We start from the raw sequence: 26,129 nt of genomic DNA, 5'->3' as shown, positions 1-26,129 counted from the left end.
ACCCCGCCGGATGGACCTGCTCACCCCACCCCCCGACCTCTACGGCCGCCCCCGCGCCGACGGCTTCATGCGCTTCATCACCGCCTTCGCCGACCGCTACTCCCCGGCCCTCGGCGGCCCGCTGCTGCGCCGCAACCCCCGCCGCCCGCTCAGCCGCCCCACCCCCTCGCTCCACCTGGTCGTCACCGAGCGCCGCCGACTGGCGGCCGACGTCGTCGAGCTGAGCTTCGCCGACCCCTCCGGCGGCCCGTTGCCCGGTTGGCAGCCCGGCGCCCACCTGCGCCTCGCCCTGCCCTCCGGCCGCGAGCGCCACTACTCCCTCAGCGGCGACCCGGCCGACCGCACCACCTACCGCATCGCCGTCCGGCGACTTCCCGAGGGCGGCGGTGGGTCCGTCGAGGTCCACGACACCCTGCACCCCGGCACCCGGCTCACCGCCCGCCGCCCGCGCAACGGCTTCGCCTTCTGCGCCGAGCCGACCGTCCTCCTGCTGGCCGGCGGCATCGGCATCACCCCGCTGCTCCCGATGGCCCGCGAGGCGCGGCGCCACGGCCTGGACTGGAGACTGGTGCACGTCGGCCGCAGCGCCGACACCCTCCCGTACGCGGACGAGCTGCGCGCCCTCGACCCGCGCCGGGTGGTGCTGCGCACCGACGACGAGCACGGCGGTGCCCCCACCGGCGCGGAGCTGCTCGCCCACGCCCCGCGCGGGGCCGCCGTCTACTGCTGCGGCCCGGCCCCGATGCTGACCGCCGTGCAGCGGGCCCTGGACGGGTCCCCGGCCGCCTCCCTGCACTTCGAGCGCTTCGGCGCCGCCCCGGTCACCGGCGGCGAGCCGTTCGCCGTCCGCCTCGGCGCCGACGGCCCGACCCTCGACGTCCCCGCCGACCGCTCCGCCCTGGACGTGCTGCGCGAGGCCCGCCCGGGCCTCCCCTACTCCTGCCACCAGGGCTTCTGCGGCACCTGTGAGGTCCGGGTGCTGGCGGGTTCGCCCGACCACCGGGACCGCCGCCTCACCCCCGAGCAGCGCGCGGCCGGCGCCCTGCTGCCCTGCGTCTCCCGGGCCGCCGAGGGCGAGACCCTCGTGCTCGACCTCCAGTAGAAGGAGCCCCGCCATGGCGACCGCGACCCCCGCCTTCCGCTACACCGAGCACGACCTCGCCCGCTTCCGGGAGACCCAGCAACTCGCCTACCACTGCGCCGAGCAGGTCGCCGCCTGGATCGAACCCGGTGTCACCGAGCGGCAGGCCACCGCCGAACTGCGCCGCCGCCTGGTCGCCGCCGGGGTGCAGGACTTCTTCCACGTCCCCTTCGCCTGGTTCGGCGACCGGACGGCCTTCCGGCACTTCCGCACCCCGCTCCAGTTCTTCGCCGGCAACCGCCGCCTGGAGGAGGGCATGCCGTACGTGCTGGACTGCGCGCCCGTGGTGGACGGCTACACCGCTGACATCGGTTACGGCGGCAAGGTCGGCGAGAACCGGGTCTGGGACCGGCTGGCCGCCGACCTGGAGGTCTACCGGAGGCTGATCCTCGACGAGGTGCGGGCCCGAAAGCCGCTCTCCGAGGTGTACGCGGCGGTGGACGCGCAGATCGCCGCGCACGGCTACGACAACCGCCACCAGGTCTACCCGGGCCGGGTGATCGGCCACCAGGTGACCCGCAACACGGCGCGCGGCCCGGCCGGGGTGAACGTGTTCGGCTTCGGCGTGCGCACCCTCCAGACCCTCGGCCGCGAGCTCGTCTCCGAGCGGCTGCACGGCCGTTCACCGCTCTGGGCGGACGGCCGCTCGTCCCGGCACGCGCCGACGCCGGGCCTGTGGGCGGTCGAGCCGCACATCGGCTTCCGGGGGGTGGGTATCAAGTTCGAGGAGCTGCTGGTGGTCACCGAGGACGACGCCTACTGGCTCGACGACGATCTGCCGCACGTCCGCCGCTGGAGCGCCGGCGCCGCGCGGACCGCCGCGGTCCGGACCGCCGTCGCCCTGAGCGCCGCCGCTCCGACCACCGTCACGTCGACCACCTCGGAGGCCACCCGATGAAGCGCCCGTCGAAGCCCGAGACGCTGCCCGAACAGCTCTCCGGGGCACTGCCCGTGACGGCACGACAGGTCAGCCGCCGGACCGTCCGCTCAGGCGGCCTCCCGCTCGCCGTCTTCGAGCAGGGCGACCCGGCCGCCCCCACCGTCCTCCTCGTGCACGGCTACCCCGACACCCACACCGTCTGGGACGACATCGCCGCCGACCTCGCCCGCGACCACCACGTGGTCCGCTACGACGTGCGCGGCGCGGGGGAGTCCGGCGTCCCCGCCACCCGGGACGGCTACCGCCTGGAGCAGCTCGCCGAGGACCTGTTCGCCGTCGCCGACGCGGTCAGCCCGGACCGCCCGGTGCACCTGCTGGCCCACGACTGGGGCTCCATCCAGTCCTGGGAGGCCGTCACCGCGCCCGGCGCCGAACGCCGGATCGCCTCCTACACCACCCTGTCCGGCCCCAGCCTGGACCACATGGGCCACTGGCTGCGCCACCGGCTGCGCCGTCCCACCCCGCGCCACCTGGGCCAACTGCTGCACCAGGGCCTGCACTCCTGGTACATCACCGCCTTCCACCTGCCCTACCTCGCCCCGGGCATCTGGCGCCTCGGCCTCGCCCGGGCCTGGCCGCGGGTGCTGCGCGACCTGGAGCACGTCACCCCGCGCGCCGACCACCCGCAGCCCACCCTGCGCCGCGACGCGGTCCGCGGCATCGAGCTGTACCGGGCCAACTTCCGCCCCACGCTGGGCAGTCCGCGCGAGCGGCGGACCGAGGTGCCGGTCCAGCTGATCACCCTCACCCGGGACCGGTACGTCGGCACCTACCTCTCCGAGGGGCTGGAACGCTGGGCGCCGAAGCTGACCCGTAGGACGCTGCACGCCGGCCACTGGTCGGCGCTGCTGGAGAAGGGATCCACCGTGGCCGCACTGGTCCGAGAGTTCACCGCCAGGGCCGACGAGGGGCAGGCCCGGCCGGACGGCGACGACGGCCGGCTGGTCGTGGTCACCGGCGGCGGCAGCGGCATCGGACGGGCCACCGCGCTCGCCTTCGCCGAGGCCGGAGCCCGGGTGGTGGTCTGCGACCTCGACCTCGAAGCCGCCGAGCGCACCGCCGAACTCGCCTCGCTGATCGGCCCGAAGGCGCACGCCTACCGGGTGGACGTCTCCGACGGCGCCGCGGTGGACGCCTTCGCGCAGACCGTCGCCGCCGAGCACGGGGTGCCCGACGTGATGGTCAACAACGCGGGCATCGGCCACTCCGGGACGTTCCTGCAGACCACCGAGAAGGAGTGGCAGCGCATCCTGGACGTCAACCTCTGGGGCGTGATCCACGGTTGCCGGGCCTTCGGCACCCTGATGGCCGACCGCGGCCAGGGCGGTCACATCGTCAACGTCTCCTCGGCCGCCGCCTACCTGCCCTCCAAGGCGCTCACCGCCTACGCCACCAGCAAGGCCGCGGTGTTCATGCTCTCCGACTGCCTGCGCGCCGAGTTCGTCGGCCACGGCATCGGCGTCTCGACCATCTGTCCCGGCATCGTCAACACCAACATCACCCGCAGCTCCACCTTCTCCGCCACCACCGCCGACGAGCAGGCCGCCAAGCAGGCCCGCGCCGCCAAGCTCTACGCCCGCCGCGGCTTCCCCCCGGAGAAGGTCGCCACCGCGATCGTCACCGCCGCCCGCACCGGCAAGCCCGTCGTCCCGGTCACCCCCGAAGCCAAGGTGGCCCGCCTCCTCTCCCGCCTCAGCCCGGGCCTGCTGCGCCTCGCCGCCCGGCTCAACGTCACCTGACCGGCCGGGACCACCCGGGCGGGCGGCACCGTGCGCCCCGCCCGTCCGACGGGGGCCGCTCGGGGCTGTGAGAGCATCGAGGTCCATGGAGATGACAACGGCTCTGTGGTCCTTCGCCCTCGTCGTGGGACTGCTCACACTCACCCCCGGGCTCGACACCGCGCTGGTGCTGCGCACCTCGGCGCTGGGGCGGCGCAGCCAGGCGTGGGGGGTCGTGCTGGGAATCCAGACCGGCACGCTGATCTGGGGGACGCTGACCTCGGCCGGGGTGACGGCGCTGCTGACCGCCTCGCAGGTGGCGTACGACATCCTGCGCTGGGCGGGTGCGGCGTACCTGGTGTGGATGGGCATCGGGATGCTGCGCGACCGGGGCGGCCGGGCGGCGGCCGAGGAGGAGCCGGAGGAGGGCGGGTTCGCGCACGGCTGGCGGCGGGGCACCTTGACCAACCTGTTGAACCCCAAGGTCGGGGTCTTCTACGTGGCGGTGCTGCCGCAGTTCATTCCGGCCGGCGCCCCGCACTTCGCCGCCGGAGTGGCGCTGACCTGCGTGCACGTCGTCGAGGGCGTGCTCTGGTCGGCCGTCCTGGTCGGCTTCGCCCAGGTGCTGCGCGGCTGGCTGCGCCGCCCGTCCGCGCGGCGGCTGATGGACCGGGTGACCGGCACGGTCGTGGTGGGCTTCGGCCTGAAGCTGGCACTGACGAACTGACCCAGGGCCCGGACCGGGCTCAGGCCAGAGGCCCGGCCCGGCCCGGGCTCAGGCCGCGTGAGGGCGGGACGTCGGGCCGTCCGCCGTCTCGCGCCCGTCGTTCCCGCTCCCCGCCCCGTCGTGGTGGATCGCCCCGTCCGAGGCGCTCAGCGGCAGGCAGCCGCCGCCACGCCGGTGGGCGATGATCTCGGCGGCGACCGAGACCGCCGTCTCCTCCGGAGTGCGGGAGCCGAGGTCCAGGCCGATCGGGGAGCGCAGCCGGGCCAGTTCGGCCTCGGTGAGTCCGGCCTCGCGCAGCCGCGCCGCGCGTTCCCGGTGGGTGCGGCGCGAACCCATCGCCCCGACGTAGCCGACCGGCAGCCGCAGCGCGCGTTCCAGCAGCGGGATGTCGAACTTGGCGTCGTGGGTGAGCACGCACACCACGGTGCGCCCGTCGATCCGGCCGAGCTGGGAGTCCAGGTAGCGGTGGGGCCAGTCGACCACCACCTCGTCGGCCTCGGGGAAGCGGCGGGCGGTGGCGAAGACCGGCCGGGCGTCGCAGACGGTCACCCGGTAGCCCAGGAACCTGCCGATCCGCACCACCGCGGCGGTGAAGTCGATCGCCCCGAACACCAGCATCCGCGGCGCGGGCACGTACGACTCGACGAAGCAGCCGACGGTGCCCGGTCGCCGGTCGTCGCAGGGGCGTCCGTCCAGGCCGAGCACGAGGCGTCCGGTGCGTCCGGCCTCCAGCATCGCCCGGGCCTCGGTGACGAGCGCCCGCTCCAGCCCGCCGACCGTCGAGGGCGCGGGGGAGAGCGAGCCGACGGCGCCGGTGGCGGTGACCGCCAGGGTGGCGCCGAGCGGCCCGACCGGCCCGTCGGTCACCCGGACCAGCGCCACCGGGGTGCCGGCCGCGATGTGGGCGATCCCGGCGTCCAGCCCGGCGTCGGCCCCCGGCACCACCGGCTGGACGAGGATGTCCAGGACGCCGCCGCAGGTCAGCCCCACCGCGAAGGCGTCCTCGTCGCTGTACCCGAAGCGCTCCAGCACCGGTTCACCGCTCGCGATCGCCGCCCGGCACAGCTCGTACACGGCCCCCTCGACGCACCCGCCGGAGACGCTGCCGACCGCCTCGCCGTCGGCGTCCACGGCCAGTGCCGCCCCGGGGTCGCGCGGTGCGCTGCCGCTGACGCCGACCACGGTGGCCACGGCGAAGGAGCGCCCGGACGCGTGCCAGGCCAGCAACTGCTCGGCGATGTCCTGCATGGGGAGAGGCTCCTTACACGGTCTCGACAGTAGCGGGAGGCGCCGCGGTACGGGAAACGGCACCGTACGGCAAGCGCCGCCGTACGGGAAACGATCCCGCACGGCGGCGGTCGCGCCCCGGTGCTTTCCCGTACCGGCCCCGCCCTCGGCCTTCGCCCTCGGCCCCGCCCTCCCCTGCCCCTCCCCGGCCCCTTCCCGTCCTCAGCCCGGCCGTTCGGTGGTCAGGTGCTCCGGCCGGACCGGAATCCGGTGGAGCGCCAGCCCGGTGGCGTCGCGGATGGCGGCCACGATGGACGGCGTCGCCGAGACGGTCGGCGCCTCGCCGACCCCGCGCAGCCCGTACGGCGCGTTGGGGTCGGGCAGTTCGAGCAGTTCCACCGGGATCGGCGGGGTGTCCAGGATGGTGGGGATCAGGTAGTCGGTGAAGGAGGCGTTGCGCACCCGGCCGTCCCGCACGATGATCTCCTCCATCACCGCGAGGCCCAGCGCCTGGGCGCAGCCGCCCTGGATCTGGCCGACCACGGAGAGCGGGTTGAGCGCCTTGCCGACGTCCTGGACGGCGCTGAGCTCGACCACCTTGACCAGGCCCAGTTCCACGTCCACGTCCACCACCGCGCGGTTGGCGCAGAAGCTGTACTGGACGTGGCCGAAGCCCTGGCCGGTCTCCTTGTCGAACGGCTGGGTGGGCCGGTGGCGGTGCTCGCGGGTGGCCTCGACGGCTTCGTCGCCGAGCAGGTCCACGATGGGGACCAGGGCGCCGGCGCTCCGAGAGACCACCGTGCCGCCGGCCAGCGCCAGGTCGTCGTGGGTCCAGCCGTAGCGCCGGCGGCCCCGGTCGAGCAGTTCGCGGCGCACCGCCTCGGCGGCCAGCTTCACCGCGCCGCCGGTCATGTACGTCTGGCGCGAGGCGGAGGTCGAACCGGCCGACCCCACCCCGGTGTCGGCCGGGTGGATGGTGACCTGCTCGACGCCCAGCTCGGTGCGGGCGATCTGGGCGTGCACGGTGACGCCGCCCTGGCCGACCTCGGCCGCCGCGGTGTGCACCAGCGCGACCGGCTCGCCGCCGATCGCCTCCAGCCGTACCCGCGCGGTGGAGTAGTCGTCGAAGCCCTCGGAGAAGCCGACGTTCTTGATGCCGACCGAGTAGCCGACACCGCGCACGATCCCCTCGCCGTGCGAGGTGTTGGACAGCCCGCCGGGCAGCCGGCGCGGGTCCGGGCGCCCGGCGTCCAGCGGCGGCGGCAGCGGCATCTCCTTGGCCCGCCGCAGCAGTTCGGCCACCGGCGCGGGCGCGTCGACCGGCTGTCCGGTGGGCATGAGGTCGCCCTGGGACATCGCGTTGAGCTGCCTCAACTCCACCGGGTCCATGCCGAGTTCGGCGGCCAGCTTGTCCATCTGCGACTCGTAGCCGAACGCGGCCTGCACCGCGCCGAAGCCGCGCATCGCCCCGCAGGACGGGTTGTTGCTGTAGAGCGCCAGGGCGTGCATCCGCACGTTCGGGACCACGTACGGGCCGTTCCCGAGCGAGGCCGCGTTGCCGGCCACGGCGGGGGAGGTGGAGGCGTACGCGCCGCCGTCCAGCACGATCCGGCAGTCGGAGTAGACCAGCTTGCCGTCCCGGGTGGCGCCGTGCTCGTAGTGCATCCGCGCCGGGTGGCGGTGCACGTGGCCGAAGAAGGACTCGTCCCGGGAGTAGACGATCTTGACCGGCCGGCCGGTGCGCAGGGCCAGCAGACAGGCGTGGATCTGCATCGACAGGTCCTCGCGGCCGCCGAACGCGCCGCCGACGCCCGCCAGGGTGAGCCGGACCTTCTCCTCCGGCAGGCCGAGCACCGGCGCCATCTGCCGGCGGTCGGCGTGCAGCCACTGGGTGGCGATGTAGAGGTCGACGCCGCCGTCCTCGGCGGGCACCGCGAGGCCGGACTCCGGGCCGAGGAAGGCCTGGTCCTGCATGCCGACCTCGTAGTCGCCGCTGACGACGACGTCCGCCATCGCCCGCACCTCGTCGGTCACCCCGAGGCCGGCCACCAGCCGCTGCTCGTGGCAGATGTTGCCGTGGGCGTGGGACTTGTACTCGTGCGGCTCGTGCACGTAGCCGTACGTCCCCGGGTCGAGGCACTGCTCCTCGGTGACGATCGGGGTGAGCACCTCGTACTCGACCGCGATCCGCTCCACCGCGCGGCGGGCCGTCTCCGGGTGGTCGGCGGCGACCAGCGCGATCGGCTCCCCGTGGTAGCGGACCTTGTCGACGGCCAGGGCCGGCTGGTCCTGGACCTCCAGCCCGTAGTACTTCGTGCCGGGGATGTCCTCGTGCGTCAGCACCGCGTGCACGCCGGGCAGTTTGAGCGCCTCGGAGACGTCCACCGAGAGGATGTTCGCCCGGGGGTGCGGCGAGCGCAGCGCGGTGCCCCAGAGCATGTCCTCGTGCCACAGGTCGGAGGAGTAGGCGAACTCGCCGCGGACCTTCAGGTGGCCGTCCGGGCGCAGCGGCGAGCCGCCGATGCCGTCCTTGGAGGCCTGGTCGATCTTCTGGAGGTTCTTCTGCCCCTGGATGGTCCGCGCGTTCATTTCCCGGCCTCCGTCCCGGTCCCCGCTGCCGCCCCGGTCCCCGCTGCCGTCGCCGTTCCCGCCCCCGCGCTCGCGCGGGCCGAGGCCAGCCGCACCGCGTCCATGATCTTCTCGTACCCGGTGCAGCGGCACAGGTTGCCGGACAGCGCCTCGCGGATGTCCTCGTCGCTCGGCCGGGGGTCGTCCGCCAGCAGCGCGTCGGTCTGCACCAGCAGGCCGGGCGTGCAGAAGCCGCACTGGACGGCCCCGGCGTCGACGAACGCCCGCTGGACCAGGCCGAGTTCGCCGTCCCGCCCGCCCAGGCCCTCGACCGTGCGCACCTCGCGGCCCTGCGCCTGGCCGGCCGCGACCAGGCAGGAGCAGACCGGGACGCCGTCCAGGTAGACCGTGCAGGAGCCGCATTCGCCCTGCTCGCAGGCGTTCTTCGAGCCGGGCAGGCCGACCCGCTCGCGCAGGACGTAGAGCAGGCTCTCGCCCTCCCACACGTCGTCGGCCTCGACCGGTTCGCCGTTGGCGGTGAACGTGACCCTCATGCCGCGCTCCTGATCTGCTCGCGGTAGTCGTTCCAGGTCCAGGTGAGGGTGCGGCGGGCCATCACGGCGAGCGCGTGCCGGCGGTAGTCGGCCGTGCCCCGGACGTCGTCGATCGGCGAGGCCGCGTCCTTCACCAGCTCGCCGAAGCGCCGCACCACCTCGGAGTCCAGCGGTTCGCCGGACTCCCACAGACCGCGCCCGGCGAGCACGTCCTGGAGGTACTCCTCGGCCTCGGCGGCGCGGCGCGGCGTGGGCGCGGCCGAGCCGATGCCGGTACCGACGGTCGCGCCGCGCGGGTGCAGGGCGAGGCCGAACGCGCAGACCGCGATCACCATGGCGTTGCGGGTGCCGATCTTCGAGAACTGCTGCGGCCCGTCCGCCACCGGGACGCGCACGGAGCGGATCAGCTCGTCCGCCGCCAGGACGTTGCGCTTCACCCCGACGTAGAACTCGTCGATCGGGATCAGCCGGGTGCCGCGCACCGAGGCCGCCTCCACGAACACGTCCCGCCCGGCCGCCAGCAGCGCGGGGTGGGCGTCGCCGGCGGGGGAGGCCGCGCCGAGGTTGCCGCCGACGGTGCCGCGGTTGCGGATCTGCGGCGATCCGACGGTGCGGGAGGCCAGCGCCAGCCCGGGCAGCGGACCGGACAGCTCCGTGATGATCCGGGCGTACGGGACGGCGGCGCCGAGCCGCACCACACCGTTGTCGTCCGACCACGCGGCGAGCTCGGCGACCCGGTTCAGGTCGAGGAGCGCGGACGGCCGTCGCACGTCGAAGTTCAGCTCGACCATGACGTCCGTGCCACCCGCGATGGGCAGCGCGGTCGGGTGCTCGGCCTTCGCCGCGAGCGCCTCCTCCCAGGTGGCGGGCCGAAGGAACTCCATGCGGATGCCTCCTCACGTCGTCGCCGCCCGGGGTCCGGCGGCGTGTCGCCAGTGAACCGCCGCGACCGGGCCCACCGGCAGTCACCGATGGCATGAAGCCCCGGCGGTGAGCCCGTCCGGCATCCTGTACGTTCCTCTAAGGAGGAGAGTCCCGCAGCCCGGGTGTCCGCCGGGTGCCACCTTCGACCGTAATCCGGCCGTGGTGCGCGGGCCACGGCCCGGGCACACTCCGTTTCGGCCAAGCCCTATCGTTACCCCCTTCGCCCCTCCCCCCCCAGCCCCGTTAAGGAGTCCGCGGATGCGCGTCCGTGACCTGCTCGCCCCCGGCGCCCCGCGACTGCGCCTGCTCGCGGCCGAGGAAGAGCTGGACCGGCAGATCGGCGGCGTGATGACGACGGACCTCCAGGACCCGGGCCGCTACCTGCACGGCGGCGAACTGGTGCTCACCGGCATGCTCTGGCGCACCGTCCCGGCCGACTCCGAGCGCTTCGTGCGCACCCTGGCGGCCGGCGGCGCGGTGGCCCTGGCGGCCGGCGAGGCCGAGGTCGGCCCGGTGCCCGAGGACCTGGTCGAGGCCTGCCGCCGGCACCGGATGCCGCTGCTCGCCGTCCCCGACGACATCGCCTTCGGCACCGTCACCGAGTTCATCGGCCGCCAGGTCTCGGCGGACCGCGCCGCCGACCTCTCCGCCCTGGTCGACCGGCACCGCCTGCTGGTGTCGGCGGCCGGCGCCGGGGGACTGGACGCCGTGCTGGACCTGCTCGGCGGCGACCTCGACCTGGACTGCTGGGTGCTCACCCCGACCGGCGCGGTGATCGCCGGCCCCGCCGACCGGCTCTCCGCCCAGGACCGCGACCAGCTGGTGCGCGCCCACCTCGCCGCCCAGCGCCAGCGCCGCCGCCCCCCGCACCGGGTCCGGCTGGCCGCCGGCGCCTACTCGCTGCTGCCCGCCCCGGCCTCCGCCGAGCAGGACGTCCCGCGGGACGCCGCGCGGACCGGGTCGCTGCTGGCGGACTGGGTGCTCGCGGTGGCCGGCGACGTCACCGAGTGGACCGCCAAGCGCCGCCAGCTCGCCGAGAACCTGGCCCGGCTGGTCGCCGCCGAGCGCCACCGCCGCGACGAGGGCCGCCGGCTGCGCCGCCGCCTCGCGGACGAGGTGCTCGCCCTGCTGCGCCGCGACGCCGACCCGGCCGAGATCGGCCGCACCCTGTACGCCTCCACCGCGATGGCCGCCGGCTACGAGGGCCCCGAGTCCGGCGTCCCGGGGGCGGAGGGCCCCTGGCTGGTGCTCAACGCCGAGGGCACCGGCCTGCCGGAGGGCACCGTTCGGGCCGTCCTGGAGGAGGCGCTCGGCGGCACCACCGACCGCGCCCTGGTCGCCGGGGCGGGGACCGGCGCCGTGGTGGTGCTGCCCGCGCCGGACGGCCCGGTGCCCGCCGACGTCCTGCGCGACCTGCTCGCCCCGCTGGATGCCGGGCTCGGCCCGGAGGGCCGGATCACCGTCGGCGTCTCCGCCCCGGCCGCCGGGGCCGGGGGCCTGCGCGGCGCCCTGGAGGAGGCCCGGCACGCCGGGCGGATCGCGGCCTCCCGGATCGGCCGGGTCTGCGTCGCGGGCCCCGAGGAACTCGCCTCGCACGTGCTGCTGCTGGCCGCCGTCCCGGACGAGGTGCGCCGCGCCTTCCGCGGCCGGCTGCTGGACAAGGTGATCGCGTACGACATCGAGCACCAGGCGGACCTGGTCCGCACCCTGGAGGCCTTCCTGCGCTCGGACGGTTCCTGGACCCGCTGCGCGGCGCAGTTGCACGTCCACGTGAACACCCTGCGGTACCGGATCGGCCGGATCGAGGAGCTGACCGGGCGTGACCTCTCCCGGTTGGAGGACCGGGTGGACTTCTACCTGGCGCTGGAACTGGCCTGACGGCGGGCCCGCGAAGGCTCCGCCCCCGCGACACCCTTGCGCACCCCGCGACCCATAACCCCCGCGACGCGGAAGGGCCCGCCGCGAAAGCTTCGCGACGGGCCCTTCCCCTACGGTCCGCTACCGCGGGCCGACCTGGCGACTACTGCGCGGGGATGATCGAGGTCAGCCACTGGAAGGCGCTCGGGACCATCTTCTTCCACTGCTCGGTGGTGTGCGGGCCGGTGCCCTCCTCGACCTGGACGGTGGTCGGGGCCTTGGCCGCGGCGCGGATCGCCTCACCGTCCTCGTAGCCGTCGCCCTTGGAGCCGCTGACCAGCAGAGCGACCTTCGGCGGCTGCGGGGCGGCCTTCAGGATGTTGACCGGGTTGTTGGCCTCGCGCAGCTTCGGGTCCTTGCCGACCAGCGAGTCCGGCTCCTGGGCCGGGTCGTTGTAGCCGGACATCGCGATGGCCGCCCGGTAGCGGTTGGGGTGGGCCAGCGACAGCTTGGCCGCGCAGTGCGCGCCGGCCGAGTAGCCGGCGATCGCCCAGCGGTCCGGGGAGGGGTCGGCGCGGAAGTTGTCCAGCACCATCTGCGGGACGTCGCGGCTGACCCAGGCGTCGGCGTTGACCTTGCCGGGGACGTCGGTGCAGCCCGCGTCCTGGTTCAGCAGTTTCGTGCGGGGCGAGACCAGGATGAACGGCGCGACCTTGCCCTGCTGCATCAGCGGCTTGAGCTGGTCGGAGACCTTGAGGGTGCCGTACCAGGTGGAGGAGGAGCCCGGGAAGCCCGGGATCAGCTCGACCACGGGGAACTTCTTGTCCTTGAACGCCGGGTCGTTGTACTGCGGCGGCAGCCAGACCAGCACCTCGCCGTCGACCCCGGACACCTGGCCCTTGAGGTCGGTCTTCAGCACGTCGTTCGGGACCAGCGGGTCGTTCACGCCGCCGAAGCTCTGCTTGACCTTCGGCGGCTCCTTGGCGGCGTCGGCGCTCTGGCCCGGGGTCGCGGCCGGGTCGACCGGCGCCACCACGGGAACCGCGCGGACGTGGTCACCGGTGCCGAGCAGGTCGTCCCAGTTGCCGTAGATCAGGTTGGCGTTGTTGACCATCACGAAGACCATCAGGACGGCCGTGACCTGGCAGAACATGATCATGACGATCCGGGTGAGGTAACGCACCGGCTGCGGGCCGCCGACCCTTCCCCAGAACAGCAGCGCCACCGTGATGGACACCGGCACAAGGATGACGGTGAGGAGGAAGAATGGCGTACCTGTCAGTTCCATCGATTCTCGTTATCGGGTCGCACGTCGCCCGGGGCCCACTCGCCCGAACGCACGTCAATGGCATCAGACGTGGTGAACCGATGATCGGTTGCCGTCCGAATCTGTGCGGAACCTGAGAGGAACATCACGTTCTCGTGATGAACCTCCTTCGGAGCGGCGCCTAGTCTGCCACCCGGACACGCACGGTCCGGACCAGGTGTCCAGCGAACTACCAGGAAGGGTCCCCCGTGGCACCATACCTCCCAGGCCGTTCGGGCCGCCGGGCGAGGCGGTGCGAGCCCGCACGGCCCGGGCAGGGAGACTATGGGGATGAGCATCACCCGCTTTCGCCCGTCCCGCCGCTTCTGGCCCGTCTGCGCCGTCCTGGCCGTAGCGGTCACCGCGGCCGGTTGCAGCAGTACCGGAGGCAGACGCGCCGAGGAGGCCCGCGCCAAGGCCGCGGCCACCGGCGGCAGCGCCGTCACCACCCCGCGCTGGAAGGTCGCCATGGTGACCCACGCCGGCGCCGGCGACGCCTTCTGGGACACTGTTCGCAAGGGCGCCGAGCAGGCCGCCGCCAAGGACAACATCACCTTCCTGTACTCCAACGACGCGCAGACCCAGAACCAGGTCCAGCTCGTCCAGGCCGCCATCGACCAGAAGGTCGACGGCCTGCTGGTCACCCTCGCCAAGGGCGACGCCATGGCCGACGTCCTCGGCAAGGCCAAGGCCGCCGGCATCCCCGTGATCACCATCAACTCCGGCCAGGAGTACTCGCAGAAGTTCGGCGCGCTCACCCACGTCGGCCAGGACGAGGCCACCGCCGGCCAGGCCGCCGGGGCCGAGCTCGCCTCGCGCGGCCGCAAGAACGTGCTCTGCGTGATCCACGAGCAGGGCAACGTCGGCCAGGAGCAGCGCTGCTCCGGCGCCCAGTCCAAGTCCGGCGGCGCCTTCCAGGTGCTCTACGTCAACGGCGTCGACATGCCCGACGCCCGCGCCGCGATCTCCGCCAAGCTCCAGGCCGACCCGGCCATCGACACCGTGCTCACCCTCTCCGGCCCGATGGCCGCCACCGGCCTCCAGGCGGTCCAGGACGCCCACCGCGGCGTCGAGCTGGACACCTTCGACCTGGGCACCCAGGTGGTGTCCGGGCTCAAGTCCGGCAGCGTCGGCTTCGCCGTCGACCAGCAGCCCTACCTCCAGGGCTACACCGGCGTCGACCTGATCTGGCTGTACAGGTACAACCTGAACATGCTCGGCGGCGGCCGGCCGGTCGAGACCGGCCCGCAGATCCTCACCAAGAACGACGCCGACGCGCTCGCCGAGTACGTCGCGAGGGGGACCAGGTGAGCACCCCCGACCTCCTGGCCCACGACGGCCTCGCCGGCGGGCGCCCGGCGGCGCTGCGGCGGCTGCTCGCCCGCCCCGAGCTGGGCTCGCTGATCGCGGCCGTCGCGGTCTTCCTGGTGTTCGCCGTCGTCGCCGAGCCCTTCCTGCGGGTCTCCTCGCTGGGCACCGTGCTGTACGCGGCCTCCACCATCGGGATCATGGCGGTGCCGGTCTCGCTGCTGATGATCGGCGGCGAGTTCGACCTCTCGGCCGGTGTGCTGGTCACCACCGCCGCGCTGACCTCCTCGATGGTCTCGTACCAGTTCACCGCGGTGACCTGGGTCGGCGCGCTGGTCTCGCTGGCGACCACGCTGGCCGTCGGCGGGTTCAACGGCTGGATGCTGGGGCGCACCAAGCTGCCCAGCTTCATCGTCACGCTCGGCACCTTCCTGATGCTGACCGGCGCCAACCTGGGCGTCACCAAGGCGATCTCCGGCACCGTCTCCACCAAGTCGATCGCCGACATGCGGGGCTTCGCCTCCTGCCGCTGGCTGTTCGCCTCCGAGGTGAACATCGGCGGGCTGGCGATCAAGGCCACCGTCTGGTGGTGGCTGGGCCTGCTGCTGGTCGGCAGCTGGGTGCTGCTGCGCACCCGCTTCGGCAACTGGGTCTTCGCCGTCGGCGGCGACGCGGACGCGGCCCGCGCGGTCGGCGTGCCGGTCGCCCGCACCAAGACCGTGCTCTACCTGGGTGTCGGCTTCGGTGCCTGGGTGCTCGGCCAGCACCTGCTGTTCTCCTTCGACACCGTGCAGTCCGGCGAGGGCGTCGGCAACGAGCTGATCTACATCGTCGCCGCGGTCATCGGCGGCTGCCTGATCACCGGCGGCTACGGCTCGGTGGTCGGCTCGGCGCTCGGCGCGCTGATCTTCGGCATGGTGAGCAAGGGGATCATCTACGCCCAGTGGAACCCGGACTGGTTCAAGTTCTTCCTCGGCGCGATGCTGCTGCTGGCCGCGCTGCTGAACGCCTACGTCAAGCGCCGGGCCGAACGGGGGCCGCGATGAGCACGGACCTTTCGACGCTCCCGACGGCCTCCGCGGGGGACGAACTGCTGTCCCTGGACGGCGTCGGCAAGAGCTACGGCACCGTCCGGGCGCTGCAGGACGTCTCGCTGACCCTGCGGGCCGGCGAGATCAGCTGCGTGCTCGGCGACAACGGGGCCGGCAAGTCCACCCTGATCAAGATCATCGCGGGGCTGCACCAGCACGACGAGGGCCGCTACACGGTGGACGGCGAGGAGGTCCGCCTCGACTCCCCGCGCCAGGCCCTGGACCGCGGCATCGCCACCGTCTACCAGGACCTCGCGGTCGTCCCGCTGATGCCGGTCTGGCGCAACTTCTTCCTCGGCTCCGAGCAGGGCATGCGCCGCTGGGGCGGCCTGCGGCTGGACGCCGAGGGCATGCGCGCCACCACCCGCGAGGCGCTCGCCAGGATGGGCATCGACCTGTACGACGTCGACCGGCCGATCGGCACCCTCTCCGGCGGGCAGCGCCAGTGCGTGGCGATCGCCCGCGCGGTGCACTTCGGCGCCAAGGTGCTGATCCTGGACGAGCCCACCGCCGCGCTCGGCGTCAAGCAGTCCGGGGTGGTGCTCAAGTACGTCACCGCCGCCCGCGACGCCGGGCTCGGGGTCGTGCTGATCACCCACAACCCGCACCACGCCTATCTGGTCGGGGACCACTTCACCCTGCTCAAGCGGGGGCGGATGGCGGGCAGCCACCCGCGTGCCGAGATCGGCCTGGAACAGCTCACCACCGAGATGGCCGGCGGCTCCGACCTCGCCGAGCTCTCGCACGAGCTGGCCCGGCCGGCCCTGCCCGGCGTCCGCGACACCGATCGCGGCTCTTCCGGCCCCGGCTCTTCCGGCCCCGGCTCTTCCGATTCCAGCGATTCCGATCCCCATGAGGAGCGTCCGCGATCGTGACCGGCTCCCAAGGCAGCACCCGTCCGCCCGTCCTGCCCACGCTGCTCGGCCTCGGCCCGCGCGCCGAGCGCCGCCGCCGCGCCCTGCCCGCGGGGATACTGCGGCTGCCCACCATCGGCGTCGACATCGGCGGCACCAAGGTGGTCGCCGGGGTGGTGGACGGTGAGGGCAAGGTGCTGGAGAAGCTGCGCACCGACACCCCGCACAAGAGCAAGAGCGCCAAGGTGGTCGAGGACGTCATCGTCGAGCTGGTGCTCCAGCTCGCCGACCGGCACGACGTCCACGCCGTCGGCATCGGCGCGGCCGGCTGGGTGGACGCGGACCGCTCCCGGGTGCTGTTCGCCCCGCACCTCAACTGGCGCAACGAGCCGCTCCAGGAGGCGCTCAGCGAGCGGCTGCGCTTCCCGGTGATCGTGGAGAACGACGCCAACGCGGCCGCCTGGGCCGAGTGGCGCTTCGGCGCCGGGCGCGGCGAGGACCACATGGTGATGCTCACGCTGGGCACCGGCATCGGCGGCGCGGTGGTCCGGGACGGCTACGTGGACCGCGGCAAGTACGGCCTGGCGGGCGAGTTCGGACACATGCAGGTGCTGCCCGGCGGCCACCGCTGCCCGTGCGGCAACCGCGGCTGCTGGGAGCAGTACTCCTCCGGCAACGCGCTGGTGCGCGACGCGCGCGAGCTGGTCGCCGAGGAGTCCCCGGTGGTGCAGCCGCTGCTGGCCCGGGCGGGCGGCACGGTCGAGGGCATCACCGGACCGCTCGTCACCGAGGCCGCCCAGGACGGCGACCCGACCGCCACCGAGTTGCTCTACGAGGTCGGCACCTGGCTCGGCGTCGGCATCGCCAACCTGGCCGCCGCGCTGGACCCGGGCCGCTTCGTGATCGGCGGCGGGGTCTCCGAGGCGGGCGACCTGCTGCTCGGACCGGCCCGGGACACCTTCCGCCGCACCCTCACCGGGCGCGGCTTCCGTCCCGAGGCCACCATCGTGCACGCGGCCCTCGGCAACGAGGCGGGTCTGGTCGGCGCGGCCGACCTCGCCCGCCAGGTGGCGAGGCGCTTTCGCACCATCAAGCGGCGGCGGGTGGAACGCAGCTCGCTGTAGCGGGGAACGGGGCGGGGCGGAGTCGGCGAACAGCTGACGGCTGACAACTTTCAGCGAACAGATTTCGTCATCTGTTCGCTGAAATCCGTCGGTTGTCAGCTGTTCCTCTTTGGTCGCGGGCGCCGCCGCCAGGACCGCCCTCCCTCCGTTCCCGTCCCCTCCGTTCCCGACCCCTTCGGCCCGTCAACTACCGATTGGTAGCGGCGCGGTGTGGTTGTCGTATCACCCCCTCTGTGGAACAACTGAGTTGACGCCGACTCAGGAGGAATCGGATGAGGGCTCTCACCCGTCTCGCACCACCGCTGATGCTCGCCACCGCGCTGGTCTGGTCCAGCGTCGGACCGGCCGCGGCCGCCGGCGCCGCGGCCCCGCCGCCGAAGGTGCCGGAGGCGGTGGGCTGGGGAGGGGCGGTGGCCACCGTCGACGCCGACGCCACCGCTGCCGGGATCGCGGTCCTGCGCGACGGCGGCAACGCGGTGGACGCGGCCGTCGCCGCCGCCGCGGCTCTCGGAGTCACCGAGCCGTACTCCTCCGGCATCGGCGGCGGCGGGTACTTCGTCTACTACGACCACGCGACCGGCCGGGTGCACACCATCGACGGCCGCGAGACGGCCGGCCGCACCGCCGACACCGGCCTGTTCCTGGAGGACGGCAAGCCGCTGGCCTTCGCCGACGCCGTCACCAGCGGTCTGTCCGTCGGGGTCCCCGGCACCCCCGCCACCTGGGACGCGGCGCTGCGCCGGTGGGGCACCCGCTCACTCGCCCAGAGCCTCGAACCGGCCGAGCGGATCGCCGACCAGGGCTTCGTCGTGGACGACACCTTCCGCAGCCAGACCGCCGACAACTACGCCCGGTTCAAGGACTTCCCGGCCACCGCCCGGATCTACCTGCCGAACGGAAAGCCCCCCGAGGTCGGCAGCGTGCTGCGCAACCCCGACCTCGCCGCCACCTACCGGCTGCTCGCCAAGGACGGCGTGAAGGCCTTCTACCAGGGCGAGTTGGCCGGGGAGATCGCGGGCACCGTGCGGCACCCGCCGGTCGACCCGGCTTCCGGCCGCGACGTTCGCCCCGGCAAGGTCGACACCACCGACCTCGCCGCCTACCAGGTCCGCGACCAGGCGCCCACCCACGTCTCCCACGGCGCGTACGACGTCTACGCGATGGCCCCCTCCAGCTCCGGCGGCACCACCGTCGGCGAGGCGCTCAACATCCTGGAGGACGGCGGCGACGTCTCGGCGTACAGCGGCACCCAGTACTACCACCACTTCCTGGAGGCCTCCCGGATCTCCTTCGCCGACCGCAACCGCTGGGTCGGTGACCCGGCCTTCGACGACGTCCCCACCAAGCAGCTGCTGTCCGAGCGCTACGCCGCCTCCCGGGCCTGCCTGATCAGCCCGGACCACGCGCTCACCAGCCCGCTCGCCCCCGGCGACCCGCGCCACCCGGCCCGCTGCGCCGACACCGGCCAGGCCGTCGCCGAGCCGTACGAGGGCCCCAACACCACCCACCTGACGGTCGCCGACCGCTGGGGCGACATCGTCTCGTACACCCTCACCATCGAACAGACCGGCGGCAGCGGCATCACCGTCCCCGGCCGGGGCTTCCTGCTCAACAACGAGCTGACCGACTTCGACTTCACCCCGCTCGCCCCGGGCGTCCCCGACCCCAACCTGCCGGGGCCGGGCAAGCGGCCGCGCTCCTCGATGTCCCCGACGATCGTGCTGCGCGACGGCGAGCCGCTGCTCGCGACCGGCAGCCCCGGCGGCGCGACCATCATCACCACCACCCTCCAGGTGCTGCTGGGGCGGCTCGACCGGGGCCTGAGCCTGGAGCAGGCCATCGCCGCGCCGCGCGTCAGTCAGCGCAACACCGCCGCCAGCCAGGCCGAGCCCGCCTTCCTGGCGCTGCCCGAGCGGTCCGCGCTGGAGGGCCTCGGCCACAGCTTCGTCAGCACCGGCGAGATCGGTGCCGCCACCGGGGTGGAACGGCTGCCGGACGGGCGCTGGGTGGCCGCCGCCGAACCGGTGCGGCGCGGCGGCGGCTCGGCCGCGGTGGTCCGCTCCACGCGCTGATCCACGCGCTGATCCACGCGCTGATCCACGCGCTGACCGGGCCGGTCTGTCGGTGCCGGGCGGTATGTTCGGGGTGGGCCCGCCTCCTGCGGAGCGGCCCACCCCGTTCGCATGTCCGTACGCCCGTCCGCACCGAACCACCGGGAAGGCCGCCCGCCGTGACCGTCCGCATCGCCACCTGGAACATCAACTCCGTCACCGCCCGGCTGCCCAAGCTCCTGGAGTGGCTGGAGAGCGCCAAGCCCGACGTGCTCTGCCTCCAGGAGCTCAAGTGCGCGGCCGACGCCTTCCCGTACGAGGCGGTGCGCGAGCTCGGCTACGAGACGGCCGCGCACGGCACCGGCCGCTGGAACGGCGTCGCGATCGTCTCCCGGCTCGGCCTGGACGACGTCGAGCGCGGCCTGCCCGGCCAGCCCGGCTACCTCGCCGACGGCGCCCTGCTGCCCGAGGTGGAGCCCCGCGCCATCGCGGCCACCTGCGGCCCGGTCCGGGTCTGGTCGGTCTACGTGCCCAACGGCCGCGAGGTCGGCCACGCGCACTACCGGTACAAGCTGGAGTGGCTGGAGGCGCTGCGCGAGGCCACCACCGAGGACGCCGCCGGCTCCCGCCCGTTCGCCGTCCTCGGGGACTTCAACATCGCCCCGACCGACGAGGACGTCTTCGACACCGCCGCCTTCGAGGGCCTCACCCACGTGACCCCGGTCGAGCGCGCCGCGCTGGCGGCCCTCGGCGAGATCGGCCTCCAGGACGTGGTGCCGCGCCCGCTGAAGTACGACCGCCCCTACACCTACTGGGACTACCGCCAGCTGGCCTTCCCCAAGAACCGGGGCATGCGGATCGACCTCACCTACGCCAACAAGGCCTTCGCCGACGCCGTCACCGACAGTTATGTGGACCGCGAGGCCCGCAAGGGCAAGGGCACCTCGGACCACGCCCCGGTCGTGGTGGACCTCGACCTCTGAGTCACACGTCTGAGTCACACGCCTGAGTCACGCACCCGGGTCACGCACCCGGGTCACGCGCGGTGGCGGGCGGTAACCCGAACGGCCGTGAGCGCTGGCCGAGCGGTGAGCGGCTGCCTACCTTCGGTGAGTGACCGGGTGTGGTTGATCGACCAGTGGACATGGGAGTCCCCGGCCGCGCCCGAGAATCCCGGAGGTTCCGGCATGCGCCCCACGCGTACGGCCGCCGCCGCTCTGATCGGCGCGACGGCGCTGACCGGCCTGACGGCCCCCCTCGCATCCGCCAGGGACGGCTCGGCCTCGGTCAGCCCGTCGAAGGCCGCACCGGGCCAGACCGTGACGGTCACGGTCTCCTGCGAGAAGTCGGACAAGCCCGACGCCAAGACCATCACCGCCCACTCCGCGGCCTTCGACGGAGGCCCGGCGACCCTCACCCTGGGCCCCGACGGCAAGCACAGCGGCTCCGCCCGGCTGGCCGGCCGGTACGCCGGGGACAGCAAGGTCGACGGCACCTGCCCGGACGGCGGCGCCTTCACCACCAGCGTCACCGTCACCACCGCGGCCGCCACCACCCCCGACCGGGGCTCCGACAAAGGCTCCGACAAGGGCCTCGGCGGCTGGGGTCAGGCCGCGGGGGAGTGGGCCGGCTCGCTCGGGCAGTCCGGCGCCGGCGGTCAGCAGGCCGCCCCGCACGGCTCCGTGGAGACCGGCCTCGGCGGTTCGGTCACGGCCGACCCGGCGGAGCTGGCCGGGGGCTTCGCCCTGGTCGCGGGCGGCGTCGGCGGCTTCTGGCTGCTGCGCAGGCGCGGAGCCTGACGGCTCGGCCGTCGCACGCCGGCCGCCGCACGTCTGCCGTACCGCGCCGGCCGTACCGCGCCGCCGGAACCCTGACGGGGCCGGCGGCGCGGCGGCGCGTCAGGCGCCGAGCGGCTCGGTCCGCTCCTCGTCCGCCTGGTGCCGCAGGGTGCCGTCGGCCAGCAGGTACTGGGCCAGGACGTAGGTCGCCATGATCCAGAACTGATGGCCCGGCAGCTCCCGCCACTTCGCCAGTTGGGTGGCGATCAGGGTGTCGGAGAGCAGGAACAGCGCCCCGCCCAGCCCGGTGCGCCAGCCGAGTCCGGCCGAGGTGACGGCCGTCGAGGCGAGCAGCAGGCTGTAGCCGGCCACCGGCACGCGCAGGTCCCCGAGGTCCGGCCAGAGCTGCCCGACCAGCGCGGCCCAGGCCGTCGCGTAGGCGGCCGCGACCACCAGGGCCCGGCGCCGGTCGGTGAGCGCGCCGCGCTTGACGAACATGGTCACGTAGCAGACGTGCGCCGCCGCGAACGAGCCCATGCCCGCGAGGAACGCGGTGTCGTCCTTCAGCTGGAGCAGCACGTCCCCGCCCGCGCTCAGCAGCAGCGCCGGCGCCAGCAGCCTCGGCGCCCGCCGCTCCGCCGTCCTGGCCGCGACCACGCTGTGCGCGGCCAGCAGCGGCATCAGGGCCGGCTTGGTGGCGTTCTGGAGCACCGAGGCACCGGACACGATCGCGCCCAGGTGGGCCGCCGAGGTGGCCGCGAAGCCGCCCAGCAGGCCGGTGGCCGAACGCAGCCGCGCGCCGAGGCCGGCCCGGGTGGTGGTGCGGATGCTCATGCGTGCGCGCCTCTCGATCGTTCGCTGGTCCGGACCGACCCTAAGGGAGCCGAACCGCCCGGCGGAAGGGCCGGTTACCGGCGCGTAACCCGGGTGGGGGGCGGCGGATGACGGGATGGCCGGCAGACGGAGCGCGGGCGCCCGCTTCGAGGGCTCTTGCGGAGACTTCCTCAGGAGGGCGGTTGCTGCCGTCGGGTGGCCCGGGCACCGTCTAGTCTGGACCCCGACATGAATCAGCAGGACTACGCGGTCGGTGCCACCCGGGTGGCCGCCGACAGGCCGGACGGACGAACGGGCGGGTCGGGACGGGGAACCGCCGACGCCGTCCTCGCCGTACGCGGAGCCGGTCCCGCCGGCCGGGCGCCCGGGGCGGCCGCGGGGGGCGGTGCCGACGGCCCGCGGGTGACGGATCGCCCGGTCGCCGACGCGGCCCTCGACGTGACGCTCTCGCCCGACCCCGGGTTGCTGCGGCTGGCCCACTGGTTCGCCGAGGCGGGCCCCGACGGTGCCGACGACCTCTGCATCGCGTCCTTCGGTCTCTACCCCGCCCGCCACCTGGGCGCCGCCGCCGAGTCCGCCGCCGACCCCGGCGTGAGCTGGTGGCACGGCCCCACCGCGCACTCCGCCACCTCGCTGCGCGCCCGCGAGGACCGCGCCGAGGGTGGCCTGCGCCGGGCCCGGCGGGACGGTACCGAGCTGCCCGTCGTCCGGTCAGGAGCCAAGCCGGGCAGGCCGGGTCGCCATCGCAGGCCCGAGCCCGCCCGGGTGGCGCCGCCGGTCGTGCCGGCGCAGGACCGCGGTGGGGAGGAGCTCCCGGCCGCCGAACGCCGGATCGCCGCCCGGCTGTTGCTCGCCCACCCGTTGGTCACCGCCTCCGGCCCGCACGCCGACGGCTTCCCGCTGATCCGCCGTCACCGCGACTGGCTCGCCGAACGCTTCGACGCCCTGCTCGGCTACCGTCTCGTGGTCGGCCCCTGGCACGCCCGGCTCCGCAAGGCCGGCCTCGGCCCCGGCGCCGGCCGCCGCCTCCGCCACCCCGTCACCGGCGCCCTGTTCACCCCGGCCGGGTACGCCCAACTCACCCTCGCGCTGGCCCTGTTGGTCGATGCCCCGGAGGAGTTGGGCTACCGGCGGCTGCTCGACGCGATGCGCACCGCCGCCCCCGAACTCGCCGCCGAGCCGGCCGACCTCGCCATGGCGCTGGCCGCGCTGGCCGACTGGCAGGTGCTCGGTGAGCTGCCGGCCGACGCCGACGACTCCTTCGTCCTGACCGTCGACCGCGAACTCGCCCGCGCCGTCCCGGCCGGCCCGCCCGCCCTCGCGGACGACGCCGACGACCTGATCCGCCGTGCCGCCGAGGCCGATCCGGCCACCGCCGTGCGCCGCCTGCTCGCCGAGACGCCCGCCGTGCTGGCCGCCGACCTCCCCGAGGACCACCGCGCCTGGCTGCACGAGCACCGGCTCAGCGGCCCGGCGGCGCTCGCCGAGTTCCTGGGCCTGGAGGCCGAACTGCGCGCCGAGGGCGTCGCCCTGCTCGACCCGGCCGCCGAGCTGACCGACCTCGCGCTCCCCGGCGCCGGCACCCTCGCCCAGGCCGCCCTGCTGCTGGTCGAGCGGCTGGTCGAGGAGGTCCGTCCGCTGCCCGGCGAGACGGTCACCGGCGACGTCCCGATCCCGGACGCGCTGATAGACGGCGTCCTCGGCGACATCGCGGACGAGTACGGGCTCCCGGCCCGCTACCTCTCCGACCGCACCGCCCTGCGGCGCGACGCCCTCGACCTGCTCCACCGCCTCGCGCTGATCGCCCCCACGCCCCACCCCACCCGCCCCCCGGCCTGGCGCCTGCGCCCCCCGGCCGCCCGCTACGCCCAGGCCCCCGACCTCCAGCCCGCCCCGGGTACCGGCCGCCACTCCCGCCCCGACCCGCTGATCCCGTCCCCGGCCGCCCACCGGTCGGAGCAGCGGGCGTAGCGGCGGGCGTGGCGGCGGGCGTGGCGGGGTCGCGCCCGCGCGCGTCGAGTGCGCGGAGGGGGGAGCGGCAGCGGAAAGCACCGGGTCCCGAGCGGGGACCGCGGTGCCGGGCGGGCGGGTGTCAGCCGCCGGGTGTCACTTCCGGTGTGTCACTTGCCGGCGGAGGCACTGGTGAGGGGGCCGTGCGCGACGGTTTCCACGGTGGCCCCGACGCCCAGGGTGCCGAGGGCGATCGAGGCGAGGACGGCCGTGACGGCGAGGAGGCGGCGGTGCCGCTTGGGCAGGGGGAAGCGCGGGTCCTGGTAGGGCGCCTGAGGGCTGGCGTTCATGACAGGGAGGCTTCCAGGGCGGTGTGAACGGTCGGTACGCGCGGGTGAAGTCCGGACGGGGGTTGGGCGTCGGTTGGCCGCATACGCCCCACCCGTCACCGGGTGGGGCGTATGTGCTGGTCAGCGGCGTGTGTCCGACTCTCCGACGGCGGCCCGGACGGCGTCCCGCAGGCCGTGCGGGGGGTGGCGGCGGGAGGGGGCGGCGGCCGGGTCCTCGCGGAGTTCCTTGACCAGCGAGACGCACAGCAGCAGCATCACCACCACGAACGGCAGCGCGACCAGGATCGTCGCGTTCTGCAGCGCGGTGAGTCCGCCGGCCAGCAGCAGGGCCGCCGCGACCCCGCCCATCAGCACGCCCCACACCACCACCAGCCAGGTGCGCGGGTGCAGCGAGCCCCGGCTCGAGAGCGAGCCGAGCACCAGGGAGGCCGAGTCGGCGCTGGTGACGAAGAAGGTCATCACCAGCAGCACCGCGACCACGCTGGTCACCGAGCCGAGCGGCAGCGAGCGAAGCATCTCGAACAGGGAGGCCTCGGCGCCCTGCGGAATGGTGGCGACCAGGTCGGCCGCGCCGGTGGTGTTCAGCCGGATCGCGGTGCCGCCCATCACGCAGAACCAGATGACCGTCGCGCCGCTGGGCACCAGCAGCACGCCGAGCAGGAACTCCCGGATGGTGCGGCCGCGGGAGATCCGGGCGATGAAGGTGCCGACGAAGGGCGCCCAGGAGAGCCACCAGGCCCAGTAGAAGATCGTCCAGGAGCCGAGCCAGTTCTCGTCGGTGAAGGCGCCGGTCTGGGTGGACATCCCGAGCAGGTCGGAGAGGTAGCCGCCGACCGAGGAGGGGATCGCGTCCAGTGCGAACACCGTCGGGCCGAACACGAAGACGAAGAGCATGATCAGCGAGGCCAGCACGACGTTCGCGGTGGAGAGCCACTTCACGCCCTTGTGCACCCCGGAGAAGGCGGAGACCACGAACGCGGCGGTCAGCGAGCCGATGATGATCAGCTGGGCGTTCTGGGTGTTGCGGACGGAGGAGATGTAGCCGAGGCCGTCGGCGACCTGGAGCGCGCCGAGGCCGAGGCTGGTCGCGGAGCCGAAGACGGTGGCGAACACGGCCAGCAGGTCGATGGTCCGTCCGGCCCAGCCGTCCGCGCCGCGCTGCCCGATCAGCGGGACGAAGGCGGCGGAGATCCGGTTGCCCCGGCCCTTGCGGAAGGTGGTGTAGGCGAGCGCCAGGCCGCCGACCGCGTAGATCGCCCAGGGGTGCAGGGTCCAGTGGAAGAGCGAGAACTCCAGGGCCTGCCGGCCGGCGGCCGCACTCTGCGGCTCCAGGCCGGAGCCGGGCTGCGGGGTGGCGAAGAGCTGGAGCGGCTCGCCGACGCCGTAGAACATCAGGCCGATGCCCATGCCGGCGCTGAACATCATGGCGATCCAGGCGAGCGTGGAGAACTCGGGCCGGTCGTCGTCGCGGCCGAGCCGGATCCGGCCGAAGCGGCTGAACGCGAGCACCACGCTGAGGACCAGGAAGACGTCGGCGGCCACCACGAACAGCCAGCCGAAGTTGTGCAGCACCCAGCCGAGGGCGGTGCCGGAGGTGCGGCCGAGCGAGTCCTCGGCGAAGACGCCCCAGGCGACCACCGCCAGGACCAGGACGGCGCCGGTGCCGAACACCACCCGGTCGGCCGGAAGGGTCTCGGCGGGTTCGTCCGGCTCCCCCGTGGGCTGGTCGGGCTGCGGCGACTGGCTGCTCATCAGGTGAACCTCTCGACATACGCGGCACGCTCGGCGCGCTCGGGGTGAAGCCGTATGTCGCACTATGTCCAGTTC

The 26,129-nt window shown here is 74.2% G+C and carries 21 protein-coding genes; 13 read left to right on the top strand and 8 right to left on the bottom strand.

The features are described 5' to 3' along the window. Positions 1 to 10: 10 nt before the first annotated feature. From ACFRMQ_RS05425 to ACFRMQ_RS05410, 4 genes are all read left to right on the top strand, one after another. Positions 11 to 1,102 (top strand): PDR/VanB family oxidoreductase, encoded by a 1,092-nt coding sequence (locus ACFRMQ_RS05425; protein WP_380727181.1) that lies wholly within the window; start codon positions 11 to 13, stop codon positions 1,100 to 1,102. Positions 1,103 to 1,115: 13 nt separating this feature from the next. Next, positions 1,116 to 2,039: a M24 family metallopeptidase gene (locus tag ACFRMQ_RS05420; RefSeq protein ID WP_380727179.1), complete on the top strand. Its 924-nt coding sequence runs from the start codon at positions 1,116 to 1,118 to the stop codon at positions 2,037 to 2,039. After that, complete coding sequence (locus ACFRMQ_RS05415) at positions 2,036 to 3,820, top strand: SDR family oxidoreductase (RefSeq protein ID WP_380727177.1); 1,785 nt, start codon at positions 2,036 to 2,038, stop codon at positions 3,818 to 3,820. The genes ACFRMQ_RS05420 and ACFRMQ_RS05415 overlap by 4 nt, the downstream gene beginning before the upstream one ends. A gap of 91 nt (positions 3,821 to 3,911) precedes the next feature. After that, positions 3,912 to 4,526: a LysE family translocator gene (locus ACFRMQ_RS05410; protein WP_380727175.1), complete on the top strand. Its 615-nt coding sequence runs from the start codon at positions 3,912 to 3,914 to the stop codon at positions 4,524 to 4,526. 48 nt (positions 4,527 to 4,574) lie between these two features. Here the strand turns inward: ACFRMQ_RS05410 and ACFRMQ_RS05405 are convergent, their stop codons facing one another. The 4 genes from ACFRMQ_RS05405 to ACFRMQ_RS05390 all read right to left on the bottom strand — a co-directional run bounded on the left by ACFRMQ_RS05405 (position 4,575) and on the right by ACFRMQ_RS05390 (position 9,759). Then, positions 4,575 to 5,774 carry an XdhC family protein gene (locus tag ACFRMQ_RS05405; RefSeq protein ID WP_380727173.1) on the bottom strand — a complete coding sequence of 400 codons (1,200 nt, stop codon included), beginning with the start codon at positions 5,772 to 5,774 and terminating at the stop codon, positions 4,575 to 4,577. 201 nt (positions 5,775 to 5,975) lie between these two features. Beyond that, complete coding sequence (gene pucD, locus ACFRMQ_RS05400) at positions 5,976 to 8,342, bottom strand: xanthine dehydrogenase subunit D (protein WP_380727170.1); 2,367 nt, start codon at positions 8,340 to 8,342, stop codon at positions 5,976 to 5,978. Next, complete coding sequence (locus tag ACFRMQ_RS05395; RefSeq protein ID WP_380727167.1) at positions 8,339 to 8,875, bottom strand: (2Fe-2S)-binding protein; 537 nt, start codon at positions 8,873 to 8,875, stop codon at positions 8,339 to 8,341. Before ACFRMQ_RS05395 ends, pucD begins: the two co-directional genes overlap by 4 nt. Beyond that, entirely contained in the window at positions 8,872 to 9,759 is an 888-nt protein-coding gene (locus tag ACFRMQ_RS05390) for an FAD binding domain-containing protein (protein WP_380727164.1), read from the bottom strand. The genes ACFRMQ_RS05395 and ACFRMQ_RS05390 overlap by 4 nt, the downstream gene beginning before the upstream one ends. 298 nt (positions 9,760 to 10,057) lie before the next feature. Between ACFRMQ_RS05390 and ACFRMQ_RS05385 the strand changes: the two genes are divergently transcribed. Beyond that, positions 10,058 to 11,677: a helix-turn-helix domain-containing protein gene (locus tag ACFRMQ_RS05385; RefSeq protein ID WP_380727162.1), complete on the top strand. Its 1,620-nt coding sequence runs from the start codon at positions 10,058 to 10,060 to the stop codon at positions 11,675 to 11,677. Positions 11,678 to 11,819: 142 nt separating this feature from the next. Here ACFRMQ_RS05385 and ACFRMQ_RS05380 read toward each other — a convergent pair whose 3' ends face one another. Beyond that, positions 11,820 to 12,893 carry an alpha/beta hydrolase gene (locus ACFRMQ_RS05380; RefSeq protein WP_380727160.1) on the bottom strand — a complete coding sequence of 358 codons (1,074 nt, stop codon included), beginning with the start codon at positions 12,891 to 12,893 and terminating at the stop codon, positions 11,820 to 11,822. A gap of 360 nt (positions 12,894 to 13,253) precedes the next feature. Between ACFRMQ_RS05380 and ACFRMQ_RS05375 the strand changes: the two genes are divergently transcribed. From ACFRMQ_RS05375 to ACFRMQ_RS05345, 7 genes are all read left to right on the top strand, one after another. Next, positions 13,254 to 14,273: a substrate-binding domain-containing protein gene (locus ACFRMQ_RS05375; protein WP_380727158.1), complete on the top strand. Its 1,020-nt coding sequence runs from the start codon at positions 13,254 to 13,256 to the stop codon at positions 14,271 to 14,273. Beyond that, entirely contained in the window at positions 14,270 to 15,316 is a 1,047-nt protein-coding gene (locus tag ACFRMQ_RS05370) for an ABC transporter permease (protein WP_380727156.1), read from the top strand. Before ACFRMQ_RS05375 ends, ACFRMQ_RS05370 begins: the two co-directional genes overlap by 4 nt. Then, positions 15,313 to 16,236 carry an ATP-binding cassette domain-containing protein gene (locus tag ACFRMQ_RS05365; RefSeq protein ID WP_380727154.1) on the top strand — a complete coding sequence of 308 codons (924 nt, stop codon included), beginning with the start codon at positions 15,313 to 15,315 and terminating at the stop codon, positions 16,234 to 16,236. Before ACFRMQ_RS05370 ends, ACFRMQ_RS05365 begins: the two co-directional genes overlap by 4 nt. Then, positions 16,233 to 17,339 (top strand): ROK family glucokinase, encoded by a 1,107-nt coding sequence (locus tag ACFRMQ_RS05360; protein WP_380727152.1) that lies wholly within the window; start codon positions 16,233 to 16,235, stop codon positions 17,337 to 17,339. The genes ACFRMQ_RS05365 and ACFRMQ_RS05360 overlap by 4 nt, the downstream gene beginning before the upstream one ends. 272 nt (positions 17,340 to 17,611) lie before the next feature. Continuing rightward, positions 17,612 to 19,411, top strand: coding sequence for a gamma-glutamyltransferase (gene ggt, locus ACFRMQ_RS05355; RefSeq protein WP_380727150.1), 1,800 nt, complete (start codon positions 17,612 to 17,614; stop codon positions 19,409 to 19,411). 158 nt (positions 19,412 to 19,569) lie between these two features. Continuing rightward, on the top strand, positions 19,570 to 20,373 hold the full coding sequence (locus tag ACFRMQ_RS05350) for an exodeoxyribonuclease III (RefSeq protein WP_380727148.1): 804 nt from the start codon (positions 19,570 to 19,572) through the stop codon (positions 20,371 to 20,373). Positions 20,374 to 20,577: 204 nt separating this feature from the next. Further along, on the top strand, positions 20,578 to 21,189 hold the full coding sequence (locus tag ACFRMQ_RS05345; RefSeq protein ID WP_380727146.1) for a hypothetical protein: 612 nt from the start codon (positions 20,578 to 20,580) through the stop codon (positions 21,187 to 21,189). 99 nt (positions 21,190 to 21,288) lie between these two features. On the opposite strand, the gene ACFRMQ_RS05340 is transcribed toward ACFRMQ_RS05345, so the two are convergent. Next, the gene (locus ACFRMQ_RS05340; RefSeq protein WP_380727144.1) at positions 21,289 to 22,002 is read right to left on the bottom strand and encodes a lysoplasmalogenase; all 714 of its coding nucleotides are present in this window, start codon (positions 22,000 to 22,002) and stop codon (positions 21,289 to 21,291) included. Between the two features lie 228 nt (positions 22,003 to 22,230). Between ACFRMQ_RS05340 and ACFRMQ_RS05335 the strand changes: the two genes are divergently transcribed. Beyond that, positions 22,231 to 23,973: a DUF2398 family protein gene (locus ACFRMQ_RS05335; protein ID WP_380727142.1), complete on the top strand. Its 1,743-nt coding sequence runs from the start codon at positions 22,231 to 22,233 to the stop codon at positions 23,971 to 23,973. 149 nt (positions 23,974 to 24,122) lie between these two features. Here ACFRMQ_RS05335 and ACFRMQ_RS05330 read toward each other — a convergent pair whose 3' ends face one another. Then, complete coding sequence (locus ACFRMQ_RS05330) at positions 24,123 to 24,302, bottom strand: hypothetical protein (protein WP_380727140.1); 180 nt, start codon at positions 24,300 to 24,302, stop codon at positions 24,123 to 24,125. A 120-nt stretch (positions 24,303 to 24,422) separates the two neighbouring features. Then, positions 24,423 to 26,054 (bottom strand): BCCT family transporter, encoded by a 1,632-nt coding sequence (locus ACFRMQ_RS05325; protein ID WP_380727138.1) that lies wholly within the window; start codon positions 26,052 to 26,054, stop codon positions 24,423 to 24,425. Positions 26,055 to 26,129 lie beyond the last annotated feature (75 nt).

This window comes from Kitasatospora sp. NPDC056783, assembly GCF_042789895.1.
Lineage (GTDB): Bacteria > Actinomycetota > Actinomycetes > Streptomycetales > Streptomycetaceae > Kitasatospora.
This window is presented reverse-complemented; position numbering and strand designations above follow the sequence as displayed.